The sequence below is a fragment of the Kosakonia sp. ML.JS2a genome (genome assembly GCF_025642095.1).
Taxonomy (GTDB): domain Bacteria; phylum Pseudomonadota; class Gammaproteobacteria; order Enterobacterales; family Enterobacteriaceae.
This window is the reverse complement of the sequence record NZ_CP106754.1, coordinates 2,570,498-2,583,498: the sequence shown is the minus strand read 5'-3', so window position 1 is coordinate 2,583,498 and position 13,001 is coordinate 2,570,498. Positions and strand designations below refer to the sequence as shown.

The window sequence follows — 13,001 nt, the reverse complement described above, 5'->3', positions numbered from 1 at the left end:
GGGGTATAAAAAAGCCGGATGACCTGTTCACCCGGCTTACCCGTAACGAACGGATCACCGCTGGCGTTCGCGCCATGTTTTAATCATCTCTTTCGTCACTTCGTCGGCATAGCAAATGGGTGAATACCCCCCCGCTTTGCTCCATGCGCTGCGTTTGCCGCACGCACTGCCATTACGCGCCTGGTTATAAGGGCACGCGCAAGGGCCAGGGTAGTCGGCAATCGATTCGGCGATAATCTCTTTTTTAACCTGCGCGTCGGAAAGCGCCTGTGTTTTTGCCAGCCCTTCCGATGCGATCAGCAAACTCACGGCCGCGATCACCCCGCACAACACTGCATTCCTGTTCATTATTCGTATCCGGAGAAGGTATGAGTCTTCACATTATTATTCATATAATGAATAAGCATTGATTAAACGCAAATTATTTTGCGGGTTTTTACGGCGACGTGATTTAAAAAAAACAGAGGCATTGCGGGTGGCGGGTTAATTTAACTTAAGGGCAAATTAAAATATCAGTGACGCTGTAGAATAGCCCCCTGGAGTTTGGCGACGATCGCGTAACTCTGTTATTGTCTACCTGCAAGTCATACTTCAGGAAAACAAGGTAAGGTTATGCAGAAATACGACGATCTGTGGCAAGCCATAGAAGTTCGGGTACGTGAAAACAATGACATAACGTACAACGATGTGACCACTGACAGTCCACGGGCGCATGCAGCCCGCCAGCGTACTGCGCAGATATTTATTCTGGAATCGCTACTCGCGCGCCATCGGGAAAAATATGCCAGCAGTTTCGTACCGCTCTCCGGCGAAGAAGCATTGTATCATTTGATTCACAAACGCACCGGCTGGAAACCCTTTGAAATAAAGCAGCTCTCTTTTCTCGACGTCATGTTTGTGCTGGCTGAATTATTCCGCGATGAAAACTTACCCACGGAAGTTCGCGCCGTGTTACGTTCCCAGGGCATCAAAGACGAGTCACTGCCCACCTACGACTTTTCGGAGAAAGACTGGGCTCCTCGCGAAAATGAAGTGTTTTTGAAAAGATAAGCATGCAAATTATTATAATAATAAGGGCTCTGATGAGCCCTTTATTTTTAATTGAGCGGTGCTGACATCACTTCGCTATGCAACATATTCTCGATGCGTGCAAAATAAAACTCTTCACCTTCACAATAATAGGTTTCGATAGGCATGGCACCGCTTGTCGCACCGCCATTGAGCCCTTCCAGCGCCCACGGAATAGAGGTTTCGCCGTCTGCAACCGTCAGAAACTCAGACGTCCCGCCCGGACCGAGCACGACCACTGTTTTACTCATAGGTATATTTCCCCTGCCTGATTTTTTTAAAAGCCAGACATTATCGAAGGCAGCAATGACTGCGAGTTGTCGCGTTAATGACATTAATGTGACAGGGCAACGAAGATGTCTGCGTGCGGTATTATTTAAAAGCTTATATTTTGCCATTCCGCTGGTGGCTGATGATGATTAAACCAGTTTCTTGCACATAATAACAGCACGAAAATAGACTATGAGATATACCTCAAGAATATAAGGATTTGGCGGCCTTCCCTGGCTGCCGGTAATTCTGTTAATGCTTGATCATCACGTGACGCACCACGGTGTAGTCTTCCAGACCATACAGAGACATATCTTTGCCATAACCGGAGAGTTTCTGCCCACCGTGCGGCATTTCACTCACCAGCATAAAATGCGTATTGACCCAGGTGCAGCCATATTGCAGGCGCGCGCTCAGACGGTGCGCCCGACCGACATCTTTCGTCCACACTGACGACGCCAGGCCATACTGCGAGTCATTCGCCCAGCCCAGTACCTGCTCTTCGCTGTCGAACTCGGTCATGCTGACCACGGGCCCAAACACTTCGCGTTGCACAATGGCGTCTTCCTGCTTTGCGCCCGCCAGCAGCGTCGGCTGGTAATAGTAGCCTGCACCCTCGCCTTTATTGCCACCGGTAATGACGCGGATATGGCTCAGCGCCCGGGCGTCATCCACGGCTTTGCTCACCCGGGCAAGGTGTGCTGCGGAGCTAAGTGGCCCCAGCTCCGTTGTGGCCTCCTCCGGTGCGCCCATTTTCAGGCTGGCGACCGCTGCACCCAGTTTTTCCACAAGTGCTGCGTAAATGCCTTTCTGCGCGTAGATACGGCACGCCGCAGTGCAATCCTGACCGGCGTTGTAAAAACCGAACGTACGCACACCTTCCACTACGGCATCCAGATCGGCGTCATCAAACACAATGACCGGCGCTTTGCCACCCAACTCCATGTGCGTGCGCTTAATGGATGACGCGGTGTGCCCGATGATGTGTTCACCGGTCGCGATAGAGCCCGTCAGCGACACCATGCGCACTTTTTCGTGACCGGTTAGCGGATCGCCAACGGTTTTCCCCCGGCCAAACAGCACGTTCAGTACACCAGCCGGGAAAATATCTTTTGCCAGTTCAGCCAGTTTCAGTGCGGTTAACGGGGTAATTTCCGACGGTTTGATCACCACACAGTTACCGGCCGCCAGCGCCGGAGCCAGCTTCCATGCTGCCATCATCAGCGGGTAGTTCCACGGCGCAATCGACGCGACAACGCCAATCGGATCGCGACGGATCATCGACGTGTGTCCTTCCAGGTATTCGCCTGCCGCTAACCCGTTCAGGCAGCGTGCTGCGCCCGCAAAAAAGCGGAACACATCCACCACGGCGGGCAGTTCATCGTTCAGCACGCAATGAAAGGGTTTACCGCAGTTGAGGGATTCAAGGCGGGCAAAGGTATCGGCATTATCTTCAATCACCTGTGCCAGTTGCAGCAGGCACTCCGCCCGCGCTTTTGGCGTGGTTTGCCCCCAACTGGCAAAGGCACGGTCTGCTGCTTGCACCGCCGCATCGACCTGGGCTGGCGAGGCTTCCGCGATCTCCAGCAACACCTCGCCGGTGGCCGGGTTGTAGACAGCCTGTTTCTCGCCTTCGCCGTTAACCAGTTCGCCATTGATAAACAATTGATGTTGCATAGTTCTGTCCTTTCAGCGTTATCAGTTATTTGCCGGTTTCCGCATCACGGGTTAGCCACCAGGCACCGAGAATAGGCACAGTGGTGACCAGCATCACCAGCAGCGCGACCACATTTGTGACCGGCACATCGCGCGGGCGACCAAGCTGGTTAAGCAACCACAGCGGCAAGGTGCGCTCATGGCCCGCGGTAAAGGTCGTGACGATGATTTCGTCAAACGACAGCGCAAACGCCAGCATTCCCCCCGCCAGCAGCGCCGAACCGAGATTCGGCAGCACCACATAACGAAAGGTTTGCCAGGCATTCGCGCCTAAATCCATTGACGCCTCCACCAGGCTCCAGGAGGTGCGCCGGAAACGGGCGATGACGTTGTTAAACACCACCACCACGCAAAAGGTCGCATGTCCCACCACAATGGTGAAAAAGCCGGGCTCCAGGTTGACCGTTTTAAACGCGGTTAACAGCGCCAGGCCGGTAATGATGCCCGGCAGCGCAATGGGCAACAGCAGCAACAGCGAGATAGCGCTCTTACCAAAAAAGTCACTACGCCATAACGCCATTGCAGCAAGTGTGCCAAGAATCAATGCGATACCCGTCGCCAGTGCGGCAATTTGCAGTGACAGTGTCACTGCATCAAGGATATCGCCCCGCGCCGCTGCTACGCCGAACCAGCGCAGCGTAAAGCCCTGCGGCGGGAAACTGAATGCCGCATCCTCCGTATTGAAAGCATAGATGGCGATAATCAAAAGCGGGAAATGGAGAAAGATAACACCGCCCCAGGTGGCGACTTTGAGCAAAAACGGTGCGCGGTCAGAGTGCATCAAAGGCTCCCAGGCGTTTGACAAACGCCAGATAGACAGCAATTAACACGATCGGCACCAGCGTAAATGCGGCGGCCATCGGCATATTGCCTATCGCCCCCTGTTGGGAATAGACCATGTTGCCAATAAAGTAGCCCGGCGGCCCCACCAGTTGCGGGACGATAAAATCCCCCAGCGTCAGCGAGAAGGTAAATATCGACCCGGCTGCCACGCCGGGGATCGCCAGCGGCAACACCACATAACGAAAGGTCTGATGGGGATGCGCGCCCAGGTCCGCCGACGCCTGCAACAGCGACGGCGGCAGACGCTCCAGCGCAGCCTGAATCGGCAGGATCATAAACGGCAGCCAGATATAGACGAACACCAGAAACCGCCCAAGACCAGATGTAGAAAGCGTATTGCCGCCAATCGCAGGCAGCGAAAGCAGCCCCGCCAGTACCGGCTCCAGCCCAAGGTGGTTTAAAAACCACTGAGCGACGCCATCTTTTGCCAGCAACAGTGTCCAAGCGTAGGCTTTTACGATATAGCTCGCCCACATCGGCAACATCACCGCAATATAGAAAAAGGCTTTCCACTTTCCGCGACTGTAGCGCGCCATATACCACGCCATCGGAAAAGCGAGGATCGCGCTCGCCACGGTAACCGAAACCGCCATCATCAGTGTGCGCACAATGATGTCGTAATTGGCCGGATTAAACAGCGCCAGCAGGTTCGCCAGTGTGAGGTCCGGCGTGACCGACATCGTAAAATCGTCGAAGGTGTAAAAACCTTGCCACAGCAGGGTCAGTAGCGACCCAAGGTAAACAATGCCAAACCACATCAGGGGGCCAAGGAGTAACAGCAACAACCCGAGTAGCGGTTTCCGCCAGAATAGCCCGCTAAGGCTGGCGCGGTGCGGCGACCTGCCGGTGACGCTCATCTCCATCTCACCCCGCTCCCTGTAGTGGCACCATCGCGTCCCGCGACCACGCGGCCCGCACCGCTTTCCCCGGTGCCAGCGTCTCCGGTAATAACGCATCGGAGAGATTGGCCTGGCTGACCAGCAGTCTGACGCCGTCGTTCAGCGCCAGTTCAAAGCGGGTTGACGCCCCCAGGTATTGCACCGCCTGCACGATTGCGTCGACTTCGATATCACCCGGCGCGTTCAGTCGAATATGCTCCGGGCGCAGAGAGTATGCGCCCTGCATGCCGCACAGTTTTCCCGCCAGTGCCGCATCAAACACATTCGAGGTGCCGACAAAGCTGGCGACAAACGCCGTACGCGGGCGCAGATAGAGTTCGCGCGGCGTGTCTACCTGTTCAATTTTGCCATTATTGAACACCGCCACCCGGTCAGACATCGACAGCGCTTCCCCCTGATCGTGGGTCACGAAAATAAAAGTGATACCCAGATCCTGCTGCAGCTTTTTCAGCTCCAGCTGCATCTGCTCGCGCAGCTTGAGATCCAGTGCGCCCAGCGGTTCATCCAGCAGTAAGACCCGGGGTTCGTTCACCAGCGCGCGGGCAATGGCCACACGCTGGCGCTGCCCGCCGGAGAGTTGTGAAGGTTTGCGACCGTGTGCGAAGCCAAGCGCCACCTTCTCCAGCGCCTCACGGGCGCGGGCGTGGCGCTGTTTTTTCTCCATCCCTTTGACCATCAATCCGTAGGCTACATTGTCGAGGATCGACATATGCGGAAACAGCGCGTAATCCTGGAAAACGGTGTTCACATCCCGCTCCCACGGCGGCAGTTCGCTGGCTTCGCGCCCAAAAATGCGGATCGCCCCGCCGCTCAGTTGCTCAAAACCGGCAATCAGCCGCAGGCAGGTGGTTTTGCCGGAGCCGGATGGCCCCAGCATCGAGAAAAACTCCCCATCGCGGACGGCAATGCTCACGCCGTCCACCGCCCGAATGTCGCCATACAGGCGGGAGACATCCTGAAACTCTACTGCATCAGTCATGCGTCGCTCCCGGCAGATTAGCGGCCGCCCATAATGGCGATGTAATCCTGCGTCCAGCGGCTATAAGGCACATATTTACCGCCTTCAGCCACCGGCGTTTTCCAGAAGGCGATTTTGTCGAAGAAGCTGTAGCCGTTCGTTTCACAGCCGTTTTCGCCCAGCAAAGCACTGGCTTTACACCCTTGCGGCACCACCGGCAGTGAACCAAACCAGGCCGCCACATCGCCCTGGACTTTTGGCGTTAGCGACCAGTTCATCCACTTGTAGGCGCAGTTAGGGTGTTTCGCCTGTGCGTGCAGCATGGTGGTGTCGGCCCAGCCGGTTACCCCTTCTTTCGGGAACACGGTGGTGACAGGCTGGTTCTCGCCTTTCAGGGCATTGGCCTGATAAGGCCAGGCGCTGGAGGCCACGACGCCTTCATTTTTGAAGTCGCTCATTTGCACGGTGGTGTCATGCCAGTAACGGTGGATCAACAGATGCTGGTCGCGCAGCACTTTCAATACCGCCTGGTACTGCGCTTCTGTGAGCTGGTAGGGATCGTTGATGCCGAGCTGCGGTTGCGTGGCTTTCAGGAACAGCGCCGCATCGGCAATGTAGATGGGGCCATCGTAAGCCTGTACGCGCCCTTTATTGCTTTTACCGTCGGGGAGATTTTGCTGCACAAACACCACAGACCAGCTATCGGGCGGTGTCGGGAAAGTTTTGGTATTGTACATCAGCAGGTTCGGTCCCCACTGATAGGGCGTGCCGTAAACCTTACCCTCCACATTGAACCACTGACCTTTCACCAGCTTCGGATCGAGGGTATTCCAGTTCGGGATAAGCGCCGTGTTAATCGGCTGCACACGCTTGCCCATAATCAATCGTAGTGAGGCATCGCCGGATGCGGTGACCAGATCATACCCGCCTTTCGCCATCAGACTGACCATCTCATCGGAGGTGGCGGCGGTTTTCACATTCACCGCGCAGCCCGTGTCGCTTTCAAACTGGCTGACCCAGTCATACTGCTTATCCGTCTGGCCGCGCTCGATATACCCCGGCCAGGCAATAATATCCAGTCGCCCTTCTCCGGGGCCCACTTCCGTTGGCACGGCTGCGTGTGCGGTCATCACAGTGATACCCAGCGCACACAGGCTGCTGCGGGCAAATTTCTTGCTCATCGGTTTTACTCCTGTCGCAATGAAAAATGAGCGGCAGCCTTGCCGTAAATATATCTCCCTTATTAAAAATAGTCGGCGGCCTGACAGGCTGAATGTCGCCCATCAGAAATTTCGCCAGGATGTGACTGACTCCGCATTACGTTAATTATGAAAATGGTAGGAAGCCGTCTTTTGGAGTATAGACAAGGGGTTAGCGATGGCACGTTAATCTGTGTTGCTATTCACATTTCCTATGAATACGCACAACGAAAGCGCAGAAAATAATGACGGCGTAACCTGTGTTTACCCCGTCGCTATTTTTAAAATGAGAATGGGATCTTCAGAAAATAAGAACAACCTGCCGACGTTTATTTCAACATGTCGCGGATTAATTCCCCCAGACGAATGACCGCGCGTTCTTCTTTATCGCTCCACGACCAGGCGCAATTAAAGCGGAAAAACGATCGCCAGTTATCCGTGGTCGAAAACATTTTGCCCGGCGCAATGCTGATATGGTGCACCAGTGCGCGCTGGCTCAGCACGCCCGCATCCAGACCGGCGGGCAGTTCCAGCCATAAAAAATAGCCGCTCTCGTTACGGTAAATTTTCACCTCTGGCGGTAAATGGCGCAGTAACGCCTGCCAGGCCAGGTGTTTACGCTCTGCAAGCTGCCTGCGCAGGCGGCGAAGATGGGCGTCGTAATGGTGGGTAGAGAGGTAGTCCACCAGTGCCAGTTGCAGCGGAGAACTGGTGGATAAAGTGCTCATCAATTGCAGTTGCTGAATGCGCCTCGCATGGCGACCTGCCGCGACCCAGCCCACGCGAAACCCCGCCACCAGGCATTTGGAAAACGAGGAACAGTGCAGCGTCATCTCCTGTTTATCCCACGCTTTGGCGGGTAACGGTTGCTCACGGCCGTAATAGAGTTCGCTGTAGACATCATCTTCAATCAGCGTGACGTTATGCGCCGCCAGCAGCGCGACCAGTCGCGCTTTTTTTTCCGCGCTGAGGGTAAAACCCAACGGGTTCTGGCTGTTGGTCATCAGCCAGCAGGCCTTGACCGGGTACTCCGTCAGCGCCTGCGCCAGCGCATCCAGATCGATGCCCTCTTTCACATCCGTTGGCACCGACAGCGCTTTCAGTTTCAGGCGTTCCAGCGCCTGTAATGCGCCATAAAAGCACGGGCTTTCAATAATCACCCAGTCTCCCGGCTCCGTAACCGCCTGCAAGCTGAGATTCAGCGCCTCCAGCGCCCCGGCGGTGATCACGATTTCATCCGGCGAGACGTTGATTCCCTGGCGGGCATAACGCCGGGCGATAGCATGACGAAGCTGACTGTTGCCCGGCGGCAGGTTCTCTATCACGCTCATGGCGGCCGCGCTTTTGCTCACTTTCGCCAGTGAGCGGTTGAGTTGCGGCATCGGGAACAATTTGGGGTCCGGGAAGGCGGAGCCGAACGGCAACACGGACGCATCACAGCTTGCCTGCAACACGTCAAAAATATAGGTGTTGATGTCGACCGCTTCATCGCGGATCACTTTGGTCTCCGGCGCGCGAGGCGTGCCGGGCGCTGGCGCAACGAAATACCCGGATTGCGGGCGGGCAATCACCCGCCCCTGGCTTTCCAGCAACTGGTACGCATGGCCGACGGTCATAAAACTCAGCCCGCTGCTGGTGACCTGCTCGCGCAGCGACGGCAGTTTCTCTCCCGGCCGCCAGACGCCCAGTTCAATCTGTTCACTGATTTGCTGCGCCAGGCGCTGGTATTTTTTCATATAACGGGAGCGTTCCTTTTCATATCAGTTATGAATATTACGACAAAAAACACCTCCTGTTATAATTATGTTGCAAATAATCCTCTACAGCGGCACGTTTGCGGCCGCTCTGGCAACCGGGGCTACTGCTGCCGCAGGCGGAGTGACCACCAGGCTCTGGTAGTAATCCATCACCGCGGTATTGCGAATTAATGCCACGTAATAGGCTGAAGCCCAGTGTGGATAATCAGGTTCGTTAATGCGATCGGTCATCCCCACCGCCACCAGCGCGCTGTAGCGTTTGGCCCGGCAATAGCCGTCCACATTGACCGGGTTATGGGTCTGATTGCCTTTCTCAATAAAATTTTTGAGGTTGTTATGCTCTTGCTGACAATAATCCCGGATGCGCTCAGCAATACGTAAACTATCGATATGCAATTTAATGCGTTTGCGATTTTCTTCCGACGTGTCAGGGGGAACAGTGAATGTCGGATCACATATTACCGTGACCGTATCCGGTTCAATACTCATTAGCGAGAGTTGAATGACAAAGCGTGTTCCCTCAAGGAGAGAGGAGTAAAAGGGATGAATAAAAAAGCATCGATTTTCATCGTCTGAGTAATAGCGTTTGCTTTTAATTCGCGCACAATATATGCATTGCGGAACTAAGTTATCGGGATAAATGGAAAACTCAGGCCAGTCACTTTCAGGGATAAAATGATCCAGCGTGTTTGGTGTTTCCGGGTAGCCACAATAAGGACATTCAGACAGCTCATTATTATTACGACGGTGCGATAGCTCAGCACCCAGGTTTGCGGGTGCTGAATTGTAAAAATGATTTAATACCTCTTTTTCAGGGCCAAAATTCTCGCCATGTTTAAAAATACTGTTCGCCGGCCTGACTGCATACCCTTCAATAATACGGTCATACTGTGGGTAATGAGCACGTAAACGTGGAGAAATAGCACGCAGCTGTGGGACTTTGTCTTTGTCACAATCCAGCGCCAGCGCTAACCAACTGTCATCATTCGGGATCCGCATTTGGCTCAGTGCTTTCATCCCTGTCCCCCAACGTATAATGTGAATTATCCAGCTTGCTGAAAAGATATTGTTGCCCGTCTGAACCCAATTTGGGGAACAACATTTTTATCGCCTCTTCAGCAGTGTCATATTTCTTGATTTGCGCATCGATCTCTTCTTCAAACGGCTTGCTGCTGAAGTAATCGTTAAATGCTTCGCCAATGATCTGCTCAATGGACGCGGCAAAGGTTTCACTTTGCGGTTGCATCACGCGTGTCGAATGCTGTGACGCGTTTCCTTCCTGCAAAATGGTGACGCGGTTTTTATGTATCTCTCGCACCATCAGCGCTGAGTGGGTGGCAATCACGGCATAGGAACGCGTTTCACGCAGCAGGGTTTTCAGCATCTTGATCAGGCCAATTTCCAGTTCCGGGTGCAGGTAAAGCTCCGGCTCATCAATCAACACCAGGCTCTCATCCTCAATGTGGGCGATAAGCGGCGGTATCATATAGGCGTACATAAGCTGGCCTGAGCTCATGGCTTTTTCGTCGCCATTGCGAATAAAAGACAATCCCGCTTTTAGGTTGATAGCGTCAAAGTCGATATCGTCGTTCGGATCAACGATGATCTGAACTCCATTTTTGTCGGTTAACGCAATATGATCAAAGGCGAGCGCCCGGCTAAGGGTCTGCGTCAGCAGCGTAAACCGGGAGGTCTCCTTGAGTTTTGCCGAGACTTTTTCATGCTCGAGTATTTTTTGCAGCGCAATCACCGACTGCTCTTTTGGCCACTCGGTATCAAATACCCGTTGCGGGTTGCGAAAACCGATATAGGTATATGCGTCGAGCATTTTTATACGCCGGGCTTCTTCTTCTGACGAGCGAATCCGGAAGGGTTCTAATTTTTCAATCTCATCGAGAATTTCCTGGCGATGAGGGAAATGTTCAAACGGACTGAAGGCGGCGACAATCAGCTTGAGGAATTTACCATTGTTGGTTTTGTCTAATGAGATCCCGGCGATGCTATTAATGATTTCTTTCAGCACCAGGGTCTTACCAAGCCCATTTTTGCCGATAATAATATTAATGTTATCGGTCAGCTCGCCATTGCGTCGGCGACTGAAAGAAAATTTAACCGGCTCGAATGTCTCAGGTAGATCCAGTTCTTCTATCGTCAGATCTTTATGGGCTAACTCGATAGCACCAGGCGCAGCGATCACGACCCCTTTCTTTAATAAGGTTTCCGCTGTTGTTTTATTGCGCAGAAAGGCATTTTTATAGCCGTTCCATGTTTTGAACCGTGTTTCACTATTAAACAGTGAGTAGTAGCTGGCATCACATAGATTATTCAAGAGAACCAGCGGTTCAAGATGATATTCGGTTCTTAAGTAATTCAACAACTTGTAGTAATCAATCTCATTGCCTAATGAGATGATGTTATCGATGCGCATGACTCTGGATATATCATACAACCCTGAACGCACAACCTCGCCGTGCTCAGTAAAGTAATCTGCTGTATTCATCCGGCTGCGACATAAAAATCGCGCCATACCAATATATTCTGTACTGTTGCTACGGTGATAATGGACCGCAAACATCATCTCAAAGCCGAAATCATTCCACTGTGCGCTGTGGTTAGTGACGATATTATCCGGTACCAAATACAAACCCTCTGGCCCATCAATCGCGAGTGAGTTAAAAAAATAAACCTTCAACGTCCATCTCCTTCCGGTGAGAAGTCAGGCTTAACGGTTATGATCCATTCATAACCAGGTAAAATCTTAGAAGAGAATAAATCTAACATAGAGACACTTTTGCTACCACGCCACACTCCCTACCCTTATTGGCACTGAAACAGTGAGACTATATCAGATACCACTAAGTGACATTGTCAGAGCAACTGTTATGGAAAAATTTCCACAATCTGTTTCTGCAAGTTCAGGCTCGCGCTCATTAACATAATCACCACAACGTTTGATTTGGGGTTGTGCATGTTTGGTTTAGACGCGTTTCACCTGGCGAGAATACAGTTCGCCTTCACGGTTTCTTTTCACATCATTTTCCCGGCGATCACCATCGGTCTCGCCAGCTTTCTGGCGGTGCTTGAAGGGTTGTGGCTGAAAACCCGCAACCCGGACTGGCGCACGCTCTATCACTTCTGGTCGAAAATCTTTGCCGTTAACTTCGGGATGGGCGTGGTTTCCGGGCTGGTGATGGCGTACCAGTTTGGCACCAACTGGAGCGGTTTTTCCCAGTTTGCCGGCAGCATTACCGGGCCACTGCTCACTTACGAGGTGCTGACGGCGTTTTTCCTTGAAGCGGGTTTTCTGGGCGTAATGCTGTTTGGCTGGAACAAAGTCGGTCCGGGTCTTCACTACTTTGCTACCTGCATGGTGGCGCTCGGCACGCTGATGTCTACCTTCTGGATCCTCGCGTCCAACAGTTGGATGCATACGCCACAAGGGTTTGTGATTGAAAACGGCCAGGTTGTGCCGGTCGACTGGCTGAAGGTGATCTTTAACCCCTCGTTCCCGTATCGTCTGCTGCATATGACCATTGCCGCGTTTCTCAGTAGCGCACTGTTTGTCGGCGCGTCCGCCGCCTGGCATTTACTGCGCGGCAACGACACCCCCGCCATGCGCAAAATGTTCTCCATGGCGATGTGGATGGCGCTGATCGTCGCCCCGATTCAGGCGATGGTTGGCGATATGCACGGACTCAACACGCTGGAACATCAACCGGCAAAAATCGCCGCCATCGAAGGCCATTGGGAAAACCCGCCCGGTGAAGCCACCCCACTGCTGCTGTTTGGTTTGCCGGATATGGCGCAGGAACGCACACGTTATGCGCTGGCGATCCCGGCGCTGGGCAGCGTGATCCTCACCCACAGCCTGGATAAACAGGTTCCAGCGCTCAAAGAGTTTGCCAAAGAGGACCGCCCTTACGCACCGCTGGTGTTCTGGTCATTCCGTGTGATGGTCGGGCTGGGCGTATTGATGATCACGCTGGGCGTTGGCGCGTTGTGGTTGCGCTACAAACAGCGTCTGTACCAGTCGCGCCCGTTTTTGCATTTTGCCTTGTGGATGGGGCCTGCTGGCTTGATCGCCATCCTCGCCGGGTGGGTGACCACCGAAGTCGGCAGACAACCGTGGGTAGTGACCGGTTTGTTGCGTACGGCGGATGCGGTTTCCGCACACGGCGATATGCACATGAGCATCAGCCTGCTGGCGTTTTTTATTGTCTACTGTTCGGTTTTTGGCGTCGGCTACAGCTATATGGTGCGTCTGATCACCCACGGCCCGCAGGCGTGGCAA

11 protein-coding genes and 1 pseudogene are annotated in these 13,001 nt (G+C 53.5%); 2 read left to right on the top strand and 10 right to left on the bottom strand.

Annotated features, from left to right (window positions below):
- Nucleotides 1-54: 54 nt before the first annotated feature.
- Nucleotides 55-348, bottom strand: a complete 294-nt coding sequence (locus tag N7922_RS12325) for a hypothetical protein (RefSeq protein ID WP_263100788.1) — start codon at nt 346-348, stop codon at nt 55-57.
- A gap of 264 nt (nt 349-612) precedes the next feature.
- Between N7922_RS12325 and N7922_RS12320 the strand changes: the two genes are divergently transcribed.
- Complete coding sequence (locus tag N7922_RS12320) at nt 613-1,050, top strand: hypothetical protein (protein ID WP_263100787.1); 438 nt, start codon at nt 613-615, stop codon at nt 1,048-1,050.
- Between the two features lie 47 nt (nt 1,051-1,097).
- On the opposite strand, the gene N7922_RS12315 is transcribed toward N7922_RS12320, so the two are convergent.
- The 9 genes from N7922_RS12315 to N7922_RS12275 form a co-directional block, all read right to left on the bottom strand.
- Nucleotides 1,098-1,319 carry a hypothetical protein gene (locus N7922_RS12315; RefSeq protein WP_263100786.1) on the bottom strand — a complete coding sequence of 74 codons (222 nt, stop codon included), beginning with the start codon at nt 1,317-1,319 and terminating at the stop codon, nt 1,098-1,100.
- A gap of 271 nt (nt 1,320-1,590) precedes the next feature.
- Entirely contained in the window at nt 1,591-3,015 is a 1,425-nt protein-coding gene (patD, locus tag N7922_RS12310; RefSeq protein WP_263100785.1) for an aminobutyraldehyde dehydrogenase, read from the bottom strand.
- 25 nt (nt 3,016-3,040) lie between these two features.
- A complete protein-coding gene (locus N7922_RS12305; protein WP_263100784.1) occupies nt 3,041-3,835 on the bottom strand; it encodes an ABC transporter permease in 795 nt (264 codons plus the stop codon).
- Nucleotides 3,825-4,760, bottom strand: coding sequence for an ABC transporter permease (locus N7922_RS12300; protein WP_263100783.1), 936 nt, complete (start codon nt 4,758-4,760; stop codon nt 3,825-3,827). The genes N7922_RS12305 and N7922_RS12300 overlap by 11 nt, the downstream gene beginning before the upstream one ends.
- A gap of 1 nt (nt 4,761) precedes the next feature.
- Nucleotides 4,762-5,775, bottom strand: a complete 1,014-nt coding sequence (locus tag N7922_RS12295) for an ABC transporter ATP-binding protein (RefSeq protein ID WP_263100782.1) — start codon at nt 5,773-5,775, stop codon at nt 4,762-4,764.
- Nucleotides 5,776-5,792: 17 nt separating this feature from the next.
- A complete protein-coding gene (gene ydcS, locus N7922_RS12290) occupies nt 5,793-6,935 on the bottom strand; it encodes a putative ABC transporter substrate-binding protein YdcS (RefSeq protein ID WP_263100781.1) in 1,143 nt (380 codons plus the stop codon).
- 347 nt (nt 6,936-7,282) lie between these two features.
- On the bottom strand, nt 7,283-8,689 hold the full coding sequence (locus tag N7922_RS12285; protein WP_263100780.1) for a PLP-dependent aminotransferase family protein: 1,407 nt from the start codon (nt 8,687-8,689) through the stop codon (nt 7,283-7,285).
- Between the two features lie 84 nt (nt 8,690-8,773).
- Complete coding sequence (locus N7922_RS12280) at nt 8,774-9,727, bottom strand: HNH endonuclease (protein WP_263100779.1); 954 nt, start codon at nt 9,725-9,727, stop codon at nt 8,774-8,776.
- On the bottom strand, nt 9,693-11,402 hold the full coding sequence (locus N7922_RS12275; protein WP_263100778.1) for an ATP-binding protein: 1,710 nt from the start codon (nt 11,400-11,402) through the stop codon (nt 9,693-9,695). The genes N7922_RS12280 and N7922_RS12275 overlap by 35 nt, the downstream gene beginning before the upstream one ends.
- A gap of 276 nt (nt 11,403-11,678) precedes the next feature.
- Between N7922_RS12275 and N7922_RS12270 the strand changes: the two are divergent.
- A pseudogene (locus tag N7922_RS12270) lies at nt 11,679-12,992 on the top strand (cytochrome ubiquinol oxidase subunit I); the annotation flags it as partial.
- Nucleotides 12,993-13,001: the final 9 nt, after the last annotated feature.